This is a genomic window from Lewinella cohaerens DSM 23179, assembly GCF_000379805.1.
In the GTDB taxonomy this organism is placed as follows: Bacteria; Bacteroidota; Bacteroidia; order Chitinophagales; family Saprospiraceae; genus Lewinella; species Lewinella cohaerens.
This window is the reverse complement of the sequence record NZ_KB903550.1, coordinates 1-19,151: the sequence shown is the minus strand read 5'-3', so window position 1 is coordinate 19,151 and position 19,151 is coordinate 1. Positions and strand designations below refer to the sequence as shown.

Sequence of the window (19,151 nt, the reverse complement as noted above, 5' to 3'; positions counted from 1 at the left end):
TTAGTACGAAGTGCGGGGTGTGGGGTGCGAAAAATACTTCCGGTTTCCGGCCCCCGACTTAAACAAAGATGCCGATTCACGTTTCCGTGAACCGGCATCTTTATAAGAATACTTTGATTGTTTCCTTACAAGATTACTTAGCAGAAATTGCGTAAGACAAGCCTAAAATCCAGTAGGTCTGGAGTGGGTTGTCCGTTTTTTCAGCAGCAAGCGCTTCCTGCTTGTTGTTACGTAAGCCGATGTCCAGGCCAATACCGATGCCTTTTACAGCGGTAGATAGGCCGTTTACCCAAGTCCAGTTAGACAGGTCGCTGCCTTCGTAGCTGGCGAAAGCCGAGAGGTTAGATTTCCAGGCGATGTTTTTTGTTAACTGGCGGGTATAGTCCGCTACAATCTTTGCACCTAGAGAAGACTTGTAGTCAAACTCTGCATCAGAGAACACAAAGTTATAGTTCAATGGATGTACCACTACCACAAGGTCTTTGATTGGTGTCCAGGTAGCACCCACACCAAGGTCAAGATAGCCAGGGTTATTGAAACGTCCGTCTAGGATGGAGGTACGATATTCTCCCAAAGTAGAGATGGCTAGTTTGTCTGACAATTTGTAGCCATACAAAGAGGTGATATTGAAGGCATCCGCTGAAACCTGAAAGTCGTCATTATCATCCGGATTGTCACGGTTGTCAAACTTTAACCATCCAAGGGTAAGACTAAGGCTATTACGCCAAAAGGCCTTTTCAAAATCTGCGTTAGCAAAACCGGTAGAAGAAAAACCGATATTAACCGCGCTGGTATTTGGCTGGTCGCGCAAAAGCCAGTCATTAAAAGTTGAAAAATTGAGTCCTACATTGCCCAATAGGCCCGTATCCCAGCGCGGGTAAGGGGTCAGTTGATCCGTTAAGCCAGCTACTTCGCCTTTTAGGGCGTCGACTTTACCCGTGAGTTCAGCTAACTCACCTTTGAGTTCTGCCAACTCAGCAGCTTTTTCATCTTTCATTGCTTGCAGCTCTTCTGTTGTTTGGGCTGCAATAGGCTGTAAAGCCATCATTAGTACGATGGCTAAAAAGGTAGATAATCCTTTCATTTCAAAATTGGTTTAATTAAGAGGTTTGACAGGCCGTTAGTCCTCCTGTCCTTCATTCTCTTTAAGCGGCATGAAGCGCGCGCGTCGATGAATGATATAATGATTGTTAGATAATTTACTCAAAGGTACGATGAGCTCTCCCTCTTTCATTCGCAAAGTGAGGGTCGTCGTGTCCATATTTATAACTTCTCCTCTTTGGCCATCTACGGTGATTTCGTCGCCTACGGCAAACCGACCTTTGTTGTAGAAGGCTGCCAGCATATTTGACATCAGAGGGCGAGAAGCCAAGCCGTAGCCAATAGAAAAAGCAAAAATCACCCCACCAAGGATAATGGAAATGTTATTCTCCATGAAGGTGGTCTGCAATTCGGCTTGCTTCAGCGTAATCAAGGCTACGTTGAGGAATAAAAAGTAGAAAATCACATTAGCCAGCAATTTAGCAGAGCCAATTCCCAATGATTCACAGGCCGTCTGGACCATTTTTTTGATCAAGTCACAGAAAAGTATTCCAATGAGAAAGACAAAAAATGCGGAAAGGGCTTTCGGGATATAGTTAATAATATCCGTCATCAAATCAGATATCGCCTTCATTCCCAAGACATCCACAGCTGCCATGATGAAGACAAAAAGTATCAGGTAATAGATGATGCCGGAAATCATCGCACTGGGCTTGATGTCAATATCCGTATTGGCCACCATGTCGATATCATTTAAACGATCGGCTAGCTTGTCGATACCGCTTTTGGCTAATAGTTTACCGATTACTCTGCGTAGTGTTTTAGCAAGAATTAAGCCTACTAAAAATACAACAAAGGCCGTTAACAGACTCGGAATGACGTCTAGCATGGCCATCAACTGTGTCGCAATCGTCTTGAAAATTTGATCCATAAGCAGAAAATATGGGTAGCGGTTTTACTAAAAGTAAATTATAAGTTTGGGTATTTTTTGTCTCGACCAGGTGTCTGATCAGGGTCAAGCCTGCCACTAGAAGGCGTTGACTCTTCGTCGCGCTGACTATTTGCACTAGCCATGCCCACAACGGTATCAACAAAGCGTGACAAGTAAACATCAGCGATGTTTCCCAGGAATCTAACGGTACCAAGGGTGCCGTCTAAGCCGGATTTTATTTTTCTATCTGTTGGTCCTTCAAAGAAATTCCGGATCTGATGATCCTCCATTTCTTCAAATGGATTACGCCCCTTTTCATCCATTACTTTAGAATTTATGCTTCCATGGCAAAGCTTTCTTCCCGAATTTTTCTGGCTCTTTCCTTTGCCCGCTTAATTTGCATTTTAATAGCACTCTCTGATTTCCCAAACTGTTCCGCGATATCTTTAATTTGCTCACCATCCTGGTACTTCATAAGGAGAATCGCCCGATCTCCTGCTTTAAGACTACCCATCACCTGCTCTAATTGAAGCAGGTTGAGCTCCAGCATTTCCTTGTCTGGAATATTATCTTCGGCCATGTCTGGAGCTTTCTCCATCTCGTCAGAAAAAACAGCCTTTTCTTTCTTTTTCTTCCGGATGTAATCAATACAAAAATTGTACGTAATTGAATACAACCAAGTAGAAAATTTAGACTTCTCGTTGAAGCGCCCCAAGTTTAAAAAGATTTTGGTGAAAATCTCCTGAGTCGCATCTTCAGCCAAGGCAGTATCTCCTAAGAGCGTCAAGCACTTAGCATATACTTTTCCAGAATATCGCTGGTACAGTAAATTAAAACAACGCGATGCCTGAGAATCCAAATAACTGTGGATTACATCAAGATCGTTCATCTGTGCATTACAAGCGGACATGCATTATTAGCTTTTATCAGCATCTGCTAGCACAAGTGAACTTGGCTTTTAGACGCAAATTGATGCAAAAGATACAGGTAAAGGTTAATTTTTTTTAGACCTGTGCACTAAAATGTTAAGAACGGCTTAAAAAGACTACTTTATTTCGCTACAAAAGTAATAACATTATTCGATTGTTTTTTTCCTCCAAACAAAATCGTTAAACAGGCTCCTAGGGGCCATGCCTTCGTGCCTCGGCACCAGGCTGTCGGTCGCTCCGCTCCTGCCCATCCTTTGTCCTGCTCCTCCGTCCGCCGGGCTACAGGCCTTGCCTTTCGCACTGGTTTTAGTACTCCCAATTGATTCCAATCAATAACCGAGGCTCATTCCCCCAGGCTCCTGTTGCCTGTAAAGACCACGCTTGACTTGAAGGCGGGCCCCATTCAATATTCGCTTCCCATTGCCACCCGAGAGAGGGACTCGCCAGGTAACCTGGGCCGGTATTCCAACTCCAATCACCTGTGTCATTTTGATTTTTTCTACCGTAATAAAAACTGGTATGCAAAATGGGCGTCATCCGTCCAATGGATGAATAACGCTGTGCTTCGGTAAATTTAAGTTGATAAAAATAGCGAGTACGGGCATGCTCTAATAGCAGGAAAGGCCGCCACTGAGACCTCAAAACAGGATTCGGAAGATCACTAACAGGCTCATTATCTCTTTCTGTAAAGAAAATCTCCGGCTGCTGCCAGCCAATACGAATTTGCATGCTGCCTGCCAACTCAATGGTGATGGTGTTGGAGGTACAGCCATTAGCATCGGTTACGAAAACGACATACGAACCTGCACCCAAATTGTCGGCAGTAAAGGGCGCTCCACTAGAAGCACCAGCGTCTGCACCATTGATATCTACTTGGTAGGGACCAGTGCTGAGCTGGTCAAAAACAATAGTAAAGCTACCATCCATCGCCCCGCCTCCTGATGGCTGGGTAATACTACTCAAATTAATCAGCGGAACACTCAAATCGGGAACGACAGCCATCACCTCTTCTGTACAAACGGCACCAATATTTTGATTGTAAGCACTAATGGAGTAGGTGCCACTCATCATGGTCAGGTAATCACTTAACTGCATTAAGCCCGTAGGGATATTGCTGATTTCCGTGATATTCCCGTCAGGAGCAGTGATTGAGATGGCATAAAGCCCTGGTGCATTGCCATCAAGCAAGAAGCTGATATCGCCATTTTGATTGCAGTTTGGAGCCGTTGTCTCTAAGTCACTGATGTAGGCAGCAGGAAGTTCTGTGATATCAAACGTGAAAGACAGCGGGCAACCATCGTTGGTGTCTGTGATCGTCAAGGAATGCTCACCCACGGGTAAGTTCAGAACTTGACTGGTATCCACATCGTTAGACCAGGCATAAGTATAGTTGTCGCCAGCGGGGTTTACGGTTGCAATGACACTACCGTCATTATAACCACAACTGGCTTCAGACTGAACAAAGGAAGCCGTGAAACTACAATTAGGTATTCCTATTTCAATGGTCACCGTACCTTGCTGCAACTCATTACAGGCGTCTGTAGCGGTGTATACAAAACTAGCCGTACCAGTTGCACCATCGTTAGGGGTGAAGATAAAATCTCCATTACTGCTCAAATCAACGGTGCCGCCAGTTACCTCCAGCACTTCTTCGGCCTGTACTAGCAGGCCCTCGTCATTGAGTAAAACATTATTGATCAAAGGTGTCTGAAAAGGAGTAATGTAGTTGTCATCATTAACAATGAAAGGCGGCGTGTTGTCCTCGATCTCGGCAAAAGTTTGCTCGTTACAGGAAAAGCCTACCGAAACGGGGTAAACGACCAGGTCGTACACGCCACTAGGGAGGTTTACCAAGTCGCCAAGGTCAGAAAACCCAGAAGGTATGGTAACCTCGCTCGCGCCGCTGGGGCCATTGATAATGACGACCAGCTCGCCGTTGTCAGGAGCGGTGACATCTATGATAATAGATCCGTTTCCTGCACAGTCGCCAGGGGCCGTACTCAAACTGTCAACAAATATAGGTTCGGCCTGCATTACCGTTGCTGCGAATTCTTGCACACAAAAGCCACCATTACTCGTAACCGTGAGGGTGTAATCTCCGGCAGATAAATTGCTGACAGAAGGGCTGGTAGCGCCGGTTGACCAGTTGTAGGTGTACACCCCTGGTGGATCAACACTGCTGATGATACTCCCCGAGTTAAAGTCACAGGTGGCAGGGGTAACCTCCAGAGATACATTGAACACACAGCTTGGTGCCTGTACCATAATCATCACTTCCGCCTGCGTAGTAGTACCACAACCGTCCTGAATTGTGTAAATGAAACTTGCGCTTCCTGTAAAACCAATAGCTGGCGTAAAAGTAAAGGAACCATCAGCTTCAAAGATAACGGTTCCTCCAACGACTTCTTCCGTGCTGATCAGTACAGGGTTTAAGCCACTGTCATTGTCCATAACATTGCCGCCAACAGGTGTTTGCCACGGAGTGGTATAACTATCATTTGTCGCAGATAAAGCCGGGGTCTCATCGGGGATCAACAAGCTGATACTTTGGCTACAAGAAGGCCCTGCTGCTACTGGATAGAGCGTGATAGAATAACTGCCTGCGCTTAAGTTGAAAAGTTCATTGAGGTTATTAATACCACTAGGCAGGCTGATTGTTTGATTGAAGTCGGGGCCATTGAGGACGCCATTTAGCAAGCCGCCGTCTGGGGCATTGAGGTCAAGCATTATATTACCACCGCCAAGACAAGTACCCGCCGTGGTAGTGGTGTTATTGAAGTAGTTGATCGGCAACTGGGGTACAACTATGCTGTAGCTTTGGCTACATAGGCCGCCATTACTTGTTACCGTGAGCGAGTAAAGGCTGGCAGCAACATTGCTTAATGAACTGCTGCTACTGCCTTCTGACCAAGCATAAACGTACTGTTCGTCAGCGGGCTCTATTGTGGTGGTGATCGCTCCATTGTCAAACCCACAATTGGCCGACTGGGCATTGAGGCCAACGGTGAAATTACAATCGGGTGCTCCTACAACAATCATTACATTGGCAATGGCCTCTCCTCCGCAGGCATCGCGTATAGTGTAAGAAAAACTACCCATTCCAGTAAAGGTATCCGTAGGTGTAAAAGTGAATGCTCCACCAGGGGTGAATGTCACCATGCCTCCCGTAATGCCCTCAATGGAGACCACTTCAACTTGTAGACCTTGATCGTTAATCAACAGGTTTCCGCCAATAGCGGTTTGGAAAGGCGTGGTGTAAAAATCATTGTTAGCTAAGACCAGAGGCGTATTGTCACCAACAGCTACACTGTTGAACTGGCTACAAGCACTTCCCGCAATCTCAGGATACACACCAAAGGTGTAGTTGCCAGTGGGGATGTTGGTCAGCGTGTTTAAAGAAATTGTTCCTGCATCGACACTGAAGGTTTCAGTACCCGTTGCACTGGTAAGAGCAAGCGTGAGCGGCCCTGCGGCCGGAGAATTTAATGTTAGTTCAATATTGCCTCCGCCTAAACAATTACCTGGTGTAGTACTCACATTGCTGATGTAATTACCGGGGATTTCGGTAACCGTCGCCGAATACTCTTCGCTGCAAAGACCGCCATTGCTGGTTACCGTCAGTTGGTACTCTCCAGGAATGAGTTGTTCAATTTGATTTTCTTCTGCGCCATTTGACCAAGCGTAATTGTATGCTCCTTCCTGAGAAATACTGCTGCTGATACTTCCATTTGCTATTCCGCAATCGGCAGGCAAGGCTTCCAGGGAGAGGCTGAAATTACAATCTGGTGCACCTATCTCAATGGTTACTGTTCCCGTTAAGGTATTGCCACATATATCGGTGATGGAATAAGGGAAGCTAACCGTTCCCGTAAAATTAGCAGGTGGTGTATAGGTGAAGTTGCCGTTTTCGCTATAGTTCAAAATACCCTCGCCTGGATCTCCTGCTTCGGTGATGGCGATTACCATTCCGCTATCATTATCAAGAAGGTTCCCGCCCACAGCAGTCTGAAAGGGAGTGGTGTAATTGTCATTGCTCAGCGTGGGCAAAACACTATTGTCAGCGATGCTCACCATCGTTTGCTGGGCACAGCCATCTCCTGCATTTTGAGGATAGACAACGATGATATAGTCCCCGGGGAAAAGATTGATAGAGTCACTAAGCATCGTCGTCCCAGCCAGTAGAACAAATTGCTGATCTCCTTCGGGACCACTGATCGTAGTCACGAGTGGTACTGCTCCGGGAGCATCCAGGTTAAGCGTTATTTCTCCTTCTCCGGTACAGTCTCCGGCTGCGCTGGTAGCTGAAACGATATAAGTGAAGGGGTTTTCAATAATCGTCGTTGCAATGCTGTCTATACAAAGACCACTATTGCTGGTAATAGTGACCTCATAATCGCCAGGTAGTAAGTTTTCGAGATCCTGACTTTCTATACCATTTGACCAATTAAAGGTGTAGTCATTTGCCGGAGTGACAAGAGTGTTAACAACACCATTGGCTAAGCCACAATCAGCGGGAGAAGGAGTGAGTGTGACTGTAAAATCGCAATCGGGCGCACCTGTCGTAATCGTTATCGTAGCGGAAAGTTGCTGCTCACAATCGTCCTCAATCGTGTAAGGAATAGTAATCGTACCCACAAAATCAGGATACGGAACAAAGGTCATCAGTCCATCCTCCCCAAGTTCAAAAGTACCTCCTGTTGCAGGTGGCGTGAAATCAATTACCCGGATACCATTGCCTTGATCATTGTCGAGCACATTGCCCGAAACGGGGGTGTTGAAAGGGGCACTGTAATCATCATCTTGAATTGAAATGTCAGGGCGATCTACCGTCAGGGTGATGTTATTGGTTGCCGAATTGCCCAAGGAGTCGCTTACACTAATCGAAAATGTAAATATTTCGGCTGGTCCAAAATCAGTAATGATTAAAGCATCTGTACCAAATAATTCCACTGTAGCATCACCAGTTGGGCCAACAGTACTGATAAAAATACCACTCCCTTCATCATTAAGTAATGGCCGGATGGTAAAAGGAGGTAAGCAAGGCAGGGTGAAAGCATTATCCCTCACCACCAGAGAGTCGGGCTCTGGTTCCGGCTCTGGTCCGATGATGGGTATGGTGTCCTGGGGTTCTTCTTCCTGTAAAAGAATGTAAGTGACGACACTTCCTCCGAGAATACCACCTCCCAGAGGAACCCAGAAAGGTATTTTCCTTTTTGTTTCATTAACTTGTGAGGACTGCAACAATCCCGGCTTCATACGCTGGCCGGTGAGGTCAATGCTGGTCCAGGGGTCTTGCCCATAGCCATTTATCCCGGTGGTGTCTGTCGGCTGGTCAACAGACTGGGCTGATAATGAACTGCCGCTAAGTAAGGCAACTAGTAAAATGGAGGTGTAGTATATTCTCATAGGGTACGTATCAAAGGGGAAGGAAAAAATCGCCAGGATTCAATCCCGGTCATCTATCGCCATACTTTAGCAGCAGCGCCTGTAGCTAAAAAAGCAGTCCAAAAATTGTTGATGCCGGTTTCAAGTTTTGCTTGCTGGCCTGGTGGCAAACTGTTAGCCAAAGTGCCGGTGCGTTGCTGTAGTTCCTGCTCAACTTTTTTAGCAAAATCTTCCTGGGTGTAGCTTGCGCCCGTCAACTGCGCCATGAATATCCACACACTTTGCTGGATGATGGCTTCGCGCTCTTTAAGCAAATCTCCCTGAAAAGGGGTCGTGTATTCTTCTTGAATCATGGGCGTAGCCGCTTCAATAGATTGCACCATAGCAACTAGTAACGGAGCTATTTTGGCCATGTCTGTGATTTTAGACAGACTGCCACCAATGGGTGTTTCTGAACCAGGATAAGTGATGCGAGGTACTCCTCCCTTTTTGGAGCGTTGAGTTTTGAACTCAGGTAGTGTTTTCAAAAAACCAATATCAGAAAGGCTAAAATCAACTAGTGGCGCACGGGGCAAAAGTGTTGTTGTGACAATTCCAGGATTTGGGATTTTAGTTCCAACAGGCACCCAATCCTTAACAGGGAGCAGTGCCCGCCCTAATGGAATCGGCGGACTATGAACATCTATACAAAAACCGGTAAGGGCAATTTCTACAGATTCTCCTTTTTTGATACTTATCCCTGCCGGAATTCGCCCAACATAACTTTGGTAGGTCTGTAAAGCGGGAAGTAAAAAGGATTGAGGGGCTACGTTTACTTCAGCTGCTGTATTATTGGTTACCGTAAGCGTAGCAATATGGCCCGTAGTTTGTCCGGTTCCGAAAGCCACCATCGTGAAACTTTCACCTTGAGGGGTACTCGTTTCAACTTCCGTTGATTGCGACGATAATGGAATAGCCCAAAACAGCATTAAGAAATAAACAAGAACGATTTCAGCTCTCATTGATAGACGATTTTACGATATTGACAAAGCCGTTTTCTGTTTGAAAAAACAGTTTTGCGTGTTGTATGTTAGGTTAGATTACGATGATCTAAAGAGATAGTTTCATATCTGGCAAATACCGTGTCGTCTGTAAAAGGACCTAAAATTACGATTCTCTGGTCAATTTTGCGTTTCATGCACATCGAAAGTCCTAAAGGTTTCCGATTTTGACACGTCCGTCTTAAAAACAAACTTCTCAGAGACGAAGATTACTAAACCCATCCGCAGCACCATGAATATTCCTGGATTCAACCGCAAATCTACCCCAAAGGGGAACCCTGAACTTCAGGACCCTGGCTTTGGTACTAGGATTACGCACTCCGCAGATCGCTTGATCAATAAAGATGGATCCTACAATATTATCAGGGAAGGGCAGCAGGTGTGGACAGCTTATCAGAGCCTGGTGGAAATGAGTTGGTCTTCCTTTTTTCTATACGTTGTGCTCTATTACCTTGCAGTTAATTTTTTGTTTGGTATTGGCTTTCTTCTAATTGGGGTAGAAAGATTATCGGGGGTGATTGCCAGCCATTGGCTCGACGATTTAGCCGAAGCTTTTTTCTTCAGTGTGCAAACCTTTACTACCGTGGGCTACGGGGCCGTCAACCCGCAGGGAGTAGGAGCCAATTTACTGGCTTCGGCCGATGCGCTGGTGGGGCTCATCTCTACCGCACTTGCTACAGGGCTTTTTTTTGCCCGCTTTTCTAAGGCGCAATCTCAGCTCATTTTTAGCAAGGATGCGTTAATTTCTCCGTATCGAGGAACCGAGCAAATGAGCTTTCAGTTCAGAATTGCCAATTTGCGAAAAAGTCGGATTATCAATCTACGCGCCAGCGTCATTCTTTCCTGGGTAGAAGAAGACGATAACAAACACTCCACACGACGTTTTTTCACGCTACCCCTAGAACGAGACCAAGTGAATCTACTGCCGCTAAACTGGACTATCGTTCATATTATTGACAAAAAAAGCCCCATTCTAGGCTGGGAGCCGAAAGACTTCACTCGCCAACAAGCCGAAGTAATTATCTTCATCGAAGGTTTTGACGAGTCCTTTGGACAAAGAGTTCACGTCAGTAGCTCCTATACTTGTCGGGAAATTCGGTGGAATGCTCGCTACTTGCCCATGTACTATCCGCGCTCTGGGAAAACGGTATTGGACCTTGATGCGATCCACGAGTTTGAATTCCTGGAGTAAGCTGGACTTTGCACGAATGCATACCCCAAAAATCGTCACGATTCCGTCATTCACTGCACAATACCCGGTTCTCCCCTGATTTCCCTTATGCTAAAGCAACTATTGCGTGTACTAAAGCGTATATTTGAAAGTTGTAGATATAGCGACGTGCGAACAAGTAATGCAAAAAGAAATGGCGGCCAAAGATAATTACCAGTTACTGGTAGAAAAGTTAGATCAGTTTATCCGGAAGTACTACCTGAACCAATTGATTCGGGGGGCACTGTATAGCGTAGGAGCTATCTTATTGCTGTTTTTAGCAGTGAGCCTGATGGAGAATTTTTTCTATTTCGGTAAAGGCGGAAGGAAACTATTGTTCTTTGGTTTTGTCGGCACCAGCTTGCTCGCTTTGGGCATTTGGATCGTGCGGCCTTTGATGGCTTATTTCCACCTGGGTAAAGTCATCTCTCATGAGCAGGCCGCTCAGATTATTGGCGACCACTTTAGCAATGTAAAAGATAAGCTACTCAACGTACTACAACTGCGCCATCAGGCAGATACTGCTGAGAACAAGGCCCTGATCATGGCCAGTATCAACCAGAAGACCGAAGAGATTAGTCCGGTACCTTTCCGCGCAGCTATTGACCTCAACAACAACCGCCAATACCTCAAGTATGCCTTACCGCCATTGTTGCTACTTGTTGTCTTGTTGTTTGCCGCCCCTAGCATGATCAAAGATTCTACCCGCCGCCTCATTCGCAACGGGCAAGAATTTGAACGTCCTGCGCCTTTCCGCTTTAATCTACTTGCCGATGACCTGTCGGTGGTACAATTTGGTGATTTCCCACTGAGTATTGAAATAGACGGAGAACAGTTTCCCAATGAGGCTTACATTGAAGTAGACAACTACCAGTACCGCCTGACCAAAGAGTCGATCAATCAATTTTCACACCGCTTTAGTAATGTGCAAAAAGACACCCGCTTTCGCTTGTATGCAGGAGGTGTAAGCTCTGAAGAATTCACGCTGGAGGTTTTGAAAAAGCCTAATATCGCCAGCTTTGAAGTACAGCTCAATTACCCTGCTTACCTACAGCGTCGTAACGAGAAATTGGATAACATCGGTGACCTGAATGTCCCTGTAGGAACGACGATCAACTGGGTTTTCAATGCTCAACACACAGACGACTTGAGCATCGCTTTCTCCGACGATCAGGAAATTAAGGAAGCACGCCGTTTTGACGACGATCTGTTTACGTTGGAAAAGCGCGCACTACGCGACCTTACTTACCGCCTGTATGTATCAAATGCTTTGTTGCCTAATGCCGATTCTATCGGTTACAGTCTAAGTGTGATTCCTGACCTCTATCCTGAGATCGGGGTGGAAGCTTTTCAGGACAGCAGCTATAACAAACTGATGTATTTCGTAGGAGAAGCGTCCGATGATTACGGGCTGACCAGTTTAAACTTCCACTACACCATTAGTGATCTTGAAGGTGCGGCCAAGGAGCCCGTCAGCGTACCGCTGGCAATAACCAAAGGTAAAGCACTTCGCTACGATTATACCTTTGACCTACGGGAACTTGGCCTCAAGCCAGGAGATAATGTGGTTTACTACTTTGAGGTATTGGATAACGATGGTGTAAACGGTCGCAAATCTGCCCGTACCAACCTGATGAGCTATGCCGTACCTACAGAAGATGAGATCGCTGCTCAGATTGAAGAAAACGAAGAGCAAATCAAAGAAGACCTGGAAGCTGCGCTGAAAGAATCTAAAGCTATTCAGGATAAGATGAAGGAGATGCGCGAGCAGATGCTTCAGGAAAAAGAAATGGATTGGCAGGATCGCAAGGAACTGGAAAAAATGCTGGAGCGGCAGAAAGAGTTGCAGCAACAGATCCAGGAAGCTCAGCAAAAGTTTGAAGAGAACATCCAAAAGCAGGAAGAACTTTCGCCACAGGAAGAACGCCTACAGGAAAAGCAGGAACGCCTGCAAGAAATGTTTGAAGAATCGCTGAGTGAAGAGATGCAGGAGCTGATGAAGCAGATTGAAGAGCTGCTTCAGGAAATGGATAAAGACCAGGCCCTGGAGATGATGGAGGAGATGGAGATGAGCGACGAAGAGATGGAGATGGAACTGGACCGGATGCTGGAAATGTACAAGCAACTGGAGCTGGAGCAGGATATGATGGAGACCATCGACGAACTGGAGAAACTCGCTGAGGAGCAGGAACAACTTGCTGAAGAGACCGAAAGTGGCGAAAAGTCGCAAGAGGAACTGCAAGAAAAGCAGGAAGAAATCAGCGAGAAGTTTGAAGAGATCCAGGAGAAGATGGAGGAAATGGAGAAGAAGAACGAGGAGCTGGAGAAACCCACTGAGATGGGTGACTTTGAGGAGCAGTCGGAGAGTATTGAGGAGGACATGGAAGAGAGCCAGGAGCAACTGGAAAAGCAAGAGAATAGTGGCGCCAGCGAGTCGCAGAAAAAAGCGGGCCAGAAGATGAAGAGCATGGCCAGCATGATGCAACAGCAGATGGAAGGCGAGCAGCAAGAGCAAATGGAAGAAGACATGCAGGCTTTGCGCCAATTGCTGGAAAACCTCGTAGGCCTATCTTTTGACCAAGAAGATTTAATCGATAATTTTGAGCGCGCAGGTATCAATACCCCGCGTTATGTGGAGCTGGTACAGGACCAGTTTAAGCTAAAGGATGACTTCCGCCTAATTCAGGATAGCCTGCACGCGCTGAGCAAGCGAGTCTACCAAATCGAGTCATTTGTAACGGAAAAGGTGACCGAAATCCGCAGTAATATGCGCGCGAGCGTAAAAGAACTGGAAGAGCGCCGCGTGCCACAGGCTTCTGAGCACCAACAACGCACGATGACCAACGTCAACGACCTGGCATTGATGCTGAGCGAAGTGATGAACCAGATGCAACAACAAATGTCGGGCATGATGGCCGGCGACCAAATGTGTGACAACCCCGGCGGCCAAGGCCAGGGCAAACAAGGTAATAAACCTGGTGACAAGATGAGCCCCGGCCAGCAATCCATCAACGAAGGGCTGCAACGCATGAAAAATGCGCTGGAAAAAGGCGAGGGCGTATCAAGCAAAGAATATGCACAAATGGCCGCCAAGCAAGCCGCCTTACGCAATGCCTTGCGCAAGAAGCAAGCCGAACGCCAGCAACAAGGTAATGGGACAGACCAAAAGCTCCAAGAGCTGATCGATGAAATGGATCGCAGCGAGGAAGACCTGGTAAACAAGCGTCTGACCAATGAAATGATGCAGCGCCAACAAGAAATCATGTCGCGGCTACTCGAACACGAAAAAGCCGAGCGCCAGCAAGATCAGGACGAACGCCGCAAATCAGATACCGCCCGCCAACGCGAGCGGGAGTTGCCTCCTTCCCTCCAGGAATACCTGAAAAAGCGGGAAGCAGAAATAGATATGTTTAAAACGGTTTCACCTTCTTTGAAACCTTATTATAAGTACCTCGTAGACGAGTACTTCAAGAGCTTGCGGGCCAACTAAACCCAAGTATCTTTTTGTAAAAATGACAATAAGGGGTGTACAGCTCTTGACAAACTGCTCTACATCCCTTACATTTGTTGTCCGATTGATGCCTTACCCTATTGTGACCCCGTACTCCAAATGACGTCTTAATAATGTTGGTCTTCGTTTATGAGGCCTTGCATTTTAGTCAATTTTTTCTTATATTAATCGATATATGACGAAGACTAGTACACAACCATTCATGCTTAGATTAGCTTCTGAGGCCAAGAGCATTGCAAAAGTAGAGCTATTTGTTACCAAGCTCGTAAGACGTTACCGCCTCAATGATGATCAACACGGCAATATTCTCATCAGCCTTACAGAAGCAGTCAATAATGCAATTATCCACGGAAATTGCGAAGACAGTAATAAGAAAGTTTCCATAAGCCTGAGAGAAGCTAAAGATAAACTAGCTATTCAGGTATCAGACGAGGGTTGTGGCTTCGATTATAAACAGGTTCCTGATCCAACCAAAGAAGAAAATATCTGTAAGTGTGGCGGCCGAGGCGTATTTCTCATGCAGCACTTATCCGATAAAATCGCCTACCGTAACGGCGGACGTACCGTAGAAATGCAATTCAAGCTCTAAGGAACAGCACGAAAATAAAAAGCGAAATCGCAGTTTATTTTCTGCGCAATATTAAGTACTTTTCATTTGTCAGATTCTCTTTTCCCCACTTTCCCTTCAGACGCAGTGCTGGAACCGGAAATCTCTTTTCATGTAGAGGATGTCGAGCAGCCTATGCCCGACTTCACAATGCTAACCCAATGGATCGAGCGTGTTATTCAACACCATAAGGGAGCGCTAGGACAACTTCAGTATATCTTTTGTAACGACGAATACCTCCACCAACTCAATGTGGAGTACCTTGATCACGATACTCTCACTGATATTATCACTTTTCCTTACGCTGATCCACCTGTTGTCAGTGGTGATCTTTATATTAGTACAGACCGCGTAGCAGAAAATGCTACAGAACTTGGCCTCCCATTTCTTACGGAGCTTCAGCGCGTCATCATACACGGCGTATTACACCTCTGTGGCTTCGGAGATAAGACTCAAGAAGAAGCTCAACGGATGCGTAAACTCGAAGAAGAAGCCCTAGCCATGCTAGCTACTATGGTTTAGGAAAAGTTTAACGCTTGCTATTGATAGTGACCGAAAAGAACCTTTTATCTTGAGGGGGTAACGTATTAAATATTTTCCTCCTAAAACAATCTATTATGCCCTCTCCTCAGAAAATGCCCTTTTTCTCTATCCTAATCTTTTTCACTGGTCTGATGCTTACCCTGAGTATTTCCTCTTGTAAAGACGACGACGAACAGCCGAGCATTAGCGAATACGATCCTTCTGTTCACGTGTATGCCACTAATTTCAGAAGTCGCGTTGGCGAATGGGAAACATTTATAGATATCACCACCGGCAACTACGATTCTATACCCGGTACTAAAGAACCTGCCGGAGCAATTAATTTCCCAAACGGTACCGCTGCCCTTACTGACTTCCCTCAAAACCGGAGAATTTACATCAACCAGATTGATGGGCAAGAAATGATCATTCAAAATCTCACTACTCTTGAAAAAACGACCATACTTCTTGAACTTCCTGATGGAAGCTCTTTAGTTACTCGACCTGAATTCTTGGCTTTCGGTGCCAACAATAATACCGTTTATGCTTTTGACAAGGCTGACAATGCTATTTATGTTGCTGACTTAACAACTCAAACATTCACAATACAAGCAGATAACTTACCGCTCAATGGCAGTAGTTTTGAAGCTATGATTTATCAAAAAAGCACCAACGACCTCCTTTTTCTCGAAAGAGAGAAATATTACATCTTTGATTTAGACACCAATGAATTGGTAAACGACAGCGGTGTATTACCTGGCTTATTCGGCTTTGTTCAGCATCCTGAAAACGACTTCATTTACGCCCTTACGTACCCTGATGCTGATCGAGTATTCCGTTTAGTGCGGTTGGTGAGAACGGACAATGAATTCACCACCCAGACCTTATCTGGTAGCGACCTGGCTATTGATCAATTATCTCCCAACCTCCAAACGATTCACACTGCGACCAATGCATTTGTGTGCAGAGGAGGAACTACCCTAGAGAATAATATCGAAACTTATATTTATAGCATTGATCTATCAACCGGAGAGTTGCTTCGTACCGTCACCCTCGACGGATTTGAGCTGATGACCAAGTTAGAGGGGGAATAATAGCTAATCATTCGCTAGCATAGCCTTATTACTTGTGTGCTCCGGATGCCAAGAACTCATCCGGAGCACTCACCTATTCGTTCTAAATAGCTCTTTATATGCCTTTAGAGACTAATCTCAGCCACCGCCGGGCAACCAGCTATATCTGTAACCGTGACGGTGTAATTAGTGCCAGGAACAGGATTGTTGAAAGTACGCTCGGTAGAACCATCTGACCATAAATAAGTGTATGGTCCACCACTGCTAAGGTTGCGGAAACCAACCCTCAGTAAATTCTCACTTGTGGAGTAATAAACTCGAATACCGAATTCGCAAAGTCCTTGAGGGCCTTCGTTGATCGTAGTGGAGTAGCCGATCAAACAATCGTTAGCATCCGTAATTGAGGCTACGTATGTGCCTGCTTCCGTAATCTGAATCGAATTGCCCGTTTCTCCATTAGACCACAGAAAAGCAACTGGAGGAGCACTACTCGTGGCATCTATAGTATAACGGAACACGCCTGTATTCCCGATTTCTTCAAATTCCCTATCTGCTGTTAAATTCAAAACACAATCGCTTGCAGCGACCAAGCTTGCTTCAGCTGTACAGCCTAGGGCATCCGTCACCGTGACTTCGTAAACTCCGGGTCTAGGTTCGCTAAGTATACTTTCGCTGGAACCATCGTTCCAATCGTAGCTATAGGGGGCTGTTCCTCCTGTTACGATAACCTGAAGTATACTATCTGGAACGACAAAATCGATTTCAGCAATCAGCGACTCACATTCAACAAAATCCGGGTTGTTTTCATTTTCATTACAAGCAAAAACCAACGTAAATAGTGTTAAGAGTGCAATTGACCTAATAGTGATAAAAGACATAATCAGCGCATTTTAATTCAGAAATAGTTTGAGCAACGTTTTGGGCCAGATTGCGGCCCTCATTTATTCAACCTCTCTAAATCACGATTCGCTGCATTTACACCTAATAATAATCCCCTATCTGCATGTTTTATTATGAATATAACTTCACTAAGGGGGCGGCGAATACTTCAATCATTATTCACTTTCTATCAAATTAATTTCCCCCAACTCGTTCTACTCAGGATACTGCTTTCTAATGCTCTCCAACCTTTCCATATAGCCTCAAGAAGAGAACAATCTAAGGCTTCTGGTATATAGCCGATCCTCCTAAGCCCAGCTTATGAAAGAAGTGACTAACAGATACCCGGAGCACCCCTAATCCATATTTAGCACTCCGCTGAAAGTTGATAGAAGACGCCTCTTCAAAATACTTGGTAGGACACGTTACTTCGGCGATATGAAAGCCGTGGTAAATGATTTGCGACAACATTTCATTATCAAATACAAAGTCATCAGAATTGGCATTATAATTAATGCCTTCCAATACTTCGCGCGAGAAGGCACGGTATCCGGTATGGTACTCTGAAAGCTTATAGCGGATGAGTAAATTCTGGGTCAGGGTTAAAAAGCGGTTAGCGATGTATTTGTAGAGCGGCATACCTCCGGCGAGGGCACCTTTGCCCAAAATACGAGACCCCAACACGACAGGATAGAGCTCGTCGCCAATGATGTTGACCATTGCTGGAATCAACTTAGGGGTGTACTGATAATCCGGGTGCAGCATAATCACGATATCACCACCTAGCTCTAGTGCTTTATTGTAAAGCGATTTTTGGTTGCCACCGTAGCCTTTGTTCTGTTCATGGACGATGACGTGCTTGATACCAATCTCCTTTGCCAGTGCCGAGGTATTATCCTTACTGGCATCGTCACAGAGAATCACCTCGTCTACCAAGTCAAACGGGATTTCCCGATAGGTCTTTTCTAAGGTTAGCGCTGCATTGTAGGCGGGCAGCACTGCGATGACTTTTTTCCCTTTGTACATTGATATCGTTATTTTGCTCGGCAAATATACAAGGAAGTTTCGTTGCCTAAAAGAAGGTGTCCATTAGCGATTGTTATATTTAGTTGGGTTTTGTCGCGGTCATGCTAGATAACAATTCTTTTGTGCAAGGATATAGAAATACGAAGATCATTGCTTTTTTTGATGAGCGCTGATTTATTGCAATTTGGAAATTAAATTTATTGCAGTTAACTTACAGAAAAAGATTCAACTACTAACGCGCACATTTTAAAAATTAAAATAAAACTCTAAGCCGGAAAATAATCTAATTTCACTTCCAGCACCAAACGCGATTCTCTCACTAAATCAATATTGTTATGTTGATCTTACAAGTTTTTTATACACCCGGCTCAACTCTCAGGAGCCGCCTCTCTCTTATTGCTTTTTTTCTTGTTTTTTTAGGAAATGCACAACCTCAACAGAGTCCTCTGGAACACTGTTTCGAGCCAACACCCACCGAAACATTAACGGGCACTTCATTATGTGCAGAAAATGGAGAATTTGAACCTGATTTTATCATCGGCACTAATACCGGATAAAAACTGATTGTGCAGTAATTTGTGTTCACCGCTTTGAATTGGCCGTCATTATGTGATGGCCAATTCAACGCAAATAATTCCTTGGTTATGTTTCGCTACCTCTACTTTTTCCTCACAACATTATTCCCCATCTTCCTCTCTGCCCAGGCAGCTCATGATGCCCAATGGGTACTCGGTTCACCTCGACTATTGCCCACTGATATTTACCACGGAGGTACCTTGATAGATTTCCGCTCGGGTGAACCAGAGGTTTCTTACTTTGATATTCCTATACATATGGATCCCATAGGCATGATTTGTGACAATGAAGGAAACCTGATTTTTTATACCAATGGCTGTAGCATCATCAATGCCGCTCACCAGACGATGGAAAATGGGGATAGCCTCAACGTCGGCGGCGTACACGATAGCTTTTGCTCCCATTCTTATCCTAGTTGGCA

At 45.3% G+C, this 19,151-nt stretch carries 15 protein-coding genes; 7 read left to right on the top strand and 8 right to left on the bottom strand.

Annotated features, from left to right (window positions below; all coding sequences use genetic code 11):
• Positions 1–133: 133 nt before the first annotated feature.
• The 6 genes from A3EU_RS0116610 to A3EU_RS0116585 form a co-directional block, all read right to left on the bottom strand.
• Positions 134–1,084, bottom strand: a complete 951-nt coding sequence (locus A3EU_RS0116610) for a DUF3078 domain-containing protein (protein WP_020537318.1) — start codon at positions 1,082–1,084, stop codon at positions 134–136.
• A 36-nt stretch (positions 1,085–1,120) separates the two neighbouring features.
• Positions 1,121–1,972 carry a mechanosensitive ion channel family protein gene (locus A3EU_RS0116605; RefSeq protein ID WP_020537317.1) on the bottom strand — a complete coding sequence of 284 codons (852 nt, stop codon included), beginning with the start codon at positions 1,970–1,972 and terminating at the stop codon, positions 1,121–1,123.
• 38 nt (positions 1,973–2,010) lie between these two features.
• Complete coding sequence (locus A3EU_RS0116600) at positions 2,011–2,295, bottom strand: hypothetical protein (protein ID WP_020537316.1); 285 nt, start codon at positions 2,293–2,295, stop codon at positions 2,011–2,013.
• An 11-nt stretch (positions 2,296–2,306) separates the two neighbouring features.
• The gene (locus A3EU_RS0116595; RefSeq protein WP_020537315.1) at positions 2,307–2,882 is read right to left on the bottom strand and encodes an RNA polymerase sigma factor; all 576 of its coding nucleotides are present in this window, start codon (positions 2,880–2,882) and stop codon (positions 2,307–2,309) included.
• A 325-nt stretch (positions 2,883–3,207) separates the two neighbouring features.
• Positions 3,208–8,307 (bottom strand): Ig-like domain-containing protein, encoded by a 5,100-nt coding sequence (locus A3EU_RS0116590; protein WP_020537314.1) that lies wholly within the window; start codon positions 8,305–8,307, stop codon positions 3,208–3,210.
• A 53-nt stretch (positions 8,308–8,360) separates the two neighbouring features.
• The gene (locus A3EU_RS0116585; RefSeq protein ID WP_020537313.1) at positions 8,361–9,287 is read right to left on the bottom strand and encodes a hypothetical protein; all 927 of its coding nucleotides are present in this window, start codon (positions 9,285–9,287) and stop codon (positions 8,361–8,363) included.
• 271 nt (positions 9,288–9,558) lie between these two features.
• On the opposite strand from A3EU_RS0116585, the gene A3EU_RS0116580 reads away from it, so the two are divergent.
• The 5 genes from A3EU_RS0116580 (at position 9,559) to A3EU_RS0116560 (ending at position 16,270) form a co-directional block, all read left to right on the top strand.
• Positions 9,559–10,518 (top strand): ion channel, encoded by a 960-nt coding sequence (locus A3EU_RS0116580; RefSeq protein WP_020537312.1) that lies wholly within the window; start codon positions 9,559–9,561, stop codon positions 10,516–10,518.
• Positions 10,519–10,678: 160 nt separating this feature from the next.
• A complete protein-coding gene (locus tag A3EU_RS0116575; protein WP_245569367.1) occupies positions 10,679–14,026 on the top strand; it encodes a DUF4175 family protein in 3,348 nt (1,115 codons plus the stop codon).
• 223 nt (positions 14,027–14,249) lie between these two features.
• Entirely contained in the window at positions 14,250–14,636 is a 387-nt protein-coding gene (locus A3EU_RS0116570) for an ATP-binding protein (RefSeq protein WP_020537310.1), read from the top strand.
• A 66-nt stretch (positions 14,637–14,702) separates the two neighbouring features.
• Positions 14,703–15,176 (top strand): rRNA maturation RNase YbeY, encoded by a 474-nt coding sequence (gene ybeY, locus A3EU_RS0116565; protein WP_020537309.1) that lies wholly within the window; start codon positions 14,703–14,705, stop codon positions 15,174–15,176.
• A 95-nt stretch (positions 15,177–15,271) separates the two neighbouring features.
• Positions 15,272–16,270, top strand: coding sequence for a hypothetical protein (locus A3EU_RS0116560; protein WP_020537308.1), 999 nt, complete (start codon positions 15,272–15,274; stop codon positions 16,268–16,270).
• Between the two features lie 104 nt (positions 16,271–16,374).
• Here the strand turns inward: A3EU_RS0116560 and A3EU_RS0116555 are convergent, their stop codons facing one another.
• Positions 16,375–17,127 (bottom strand): SprB repeat-containing protein, encoded by a 753-nt coding sequence (locus A3EU_RS0116555; RefSeq protein WP_020537307.1) that lies wholly within the window; start codon positions 17,125–17,127, stop codon positions 16,375–16,377.
• Between the two features lie 280 nt (positions 17,128–17,407).
• Positions 17,408–18,154, bottom strand: coding sequence for a glycosyltransferase family 2 protein (locus tag A3EU_RS0116550; RefSeq protein WP_020537306.1), 747 nt, complete (start codon positions 18,152–18,154; stop codon positions 17,408–17,410).
• Positions 18,155–18,489: 335 nt separating this feature from the next.
• Here A3EU_RS0116550 and A3EU_RS0116545 point away from each other — a divergent pair, with 335 nt between their 5' ends.
• Together A3EU_RS0116545 and A3EU_RS30820 are read left to right on the top strand one after the other, a co-directional pair.
• The gene (locus tag A3EU_RS0116545) at positions 18,490–18,711 is read left to right on the top strand and encodes a hypothetical protein (RefSeq protein WP_020537305.1); all 222 of its coding nucleotides are present in this window, start codon (positions 18,490–18,492) and stop codon (positions 18,709–18,711) included.
• Positions 18,712–18,798: 87 nt separating this feature from the next.
• On the top strand, positions 18,799–19,151 hold a 353-nt coding region (locus A3EU_RS30820), incomplete at its 3' end, for a hypothetical protein (RefSeq protein WP_044086109.1).

What these genes read in the sequence shown, in the direction of transcription:
- A3EU_RS0116545 (WP_020537305.1), top strand. Translation starts at nt 18,490, where the DNA reads ATGTTGATCTTACAAGTTTTTTATACACCCGGCTCAACTCTCAGGAGC.
- A3EU_RS0116605 (WP_020537317.1), bottom strand. Translation starts at nt 1,972, where the DNA reads ATGGATCAAATTTTCAAGACGATTGCGACACAGTTGATGGCCATGCTA.
- A3EU_RS0116590 (WP_020537314.1), bottom strand. Translation starts at nt 8,307, where the DNA reads ATGAGAATATACTACACCTCCATTTTACTAGTTGCCTTACTTAGCGGC.
- A3EU_RS0116555 (WP_020537307.1), bottom strand. Translation starts at nt 17,127, where the DNA reads ATGTCTTTTATCACTATTAGGTCAATTGCACTCTTAACACTATTTACG.
- A3EU_RS0116585 (WP_020537313.1), bottom strand. Translation starts at nt 9,287, where the DNA reads ATGAGAGCTGAAATCGTTCTTGTTTATTTCTTAATGCTGTTTTGGGCT.
- A3EU_RS0116575 (WP_245569367.1), top strand. Translation starts at nt 10,679, where the DNA reads ATGCAAAAAGAAATGGCGGCCAAAGATAATTACCAGTTACTGGTAGAA.
- A3EU_RS0116580 (WP_020537312.1), top strand. Translation starts at nt 9,559, where the DNA reads ATGAATATTCCTGGATTCAACCGCAAATCTACCCCAAAGGGGAACCCT.
- A3EU_RS0116570 (WP_020537310.1), top strand. Translation starts at nt 14,250, where the DNA reads ATGCTTAGATTAGCTTCTGAGGCCAAGAGCATTGCAAAAGTAGAGCTA.
- A3EU_RS0116595 (WP_020537315.1), bottom strand. Translation starts at nt 2,882, where the DNA reads ATGTCCGCTTGTAATGCACAGATGAACGATCTTGATGTAATCCACAGT.
- A3EU_RS0116550 (WP_020537306.1), bottom strand. Translation starts at nt 18,154, where the DNA reads ATGTACAAAGGGAAAAAAGTCATCGCAGTGCTGCCCGCCTACAATGCA.
- A3EU_RS0116560 (WP_020537308.1), top strand. Translation starts at nt 15,272, where the DNA reads ATGCCCTCTCCTCAGAAAATGCCCTTTTTCTCTATCCTAATCTTTTTC.
- A3EU_RS0116610 (WP_020537318.1), bottom strand. Translation starts at nt 1,084, where the DNA reads ATGAAAGGATTATCTACCTTTTTAGCCATCGTACTAATGATGGCTTTA.
- A3EU_RS0116600 (WP_020537316.1), bottom strand. Translation starts at nt 2,295, where the DNA reads ATGGATGAAAAGGGGCGTAATCCATTTGAAGAAATGGAGGATCATCAG.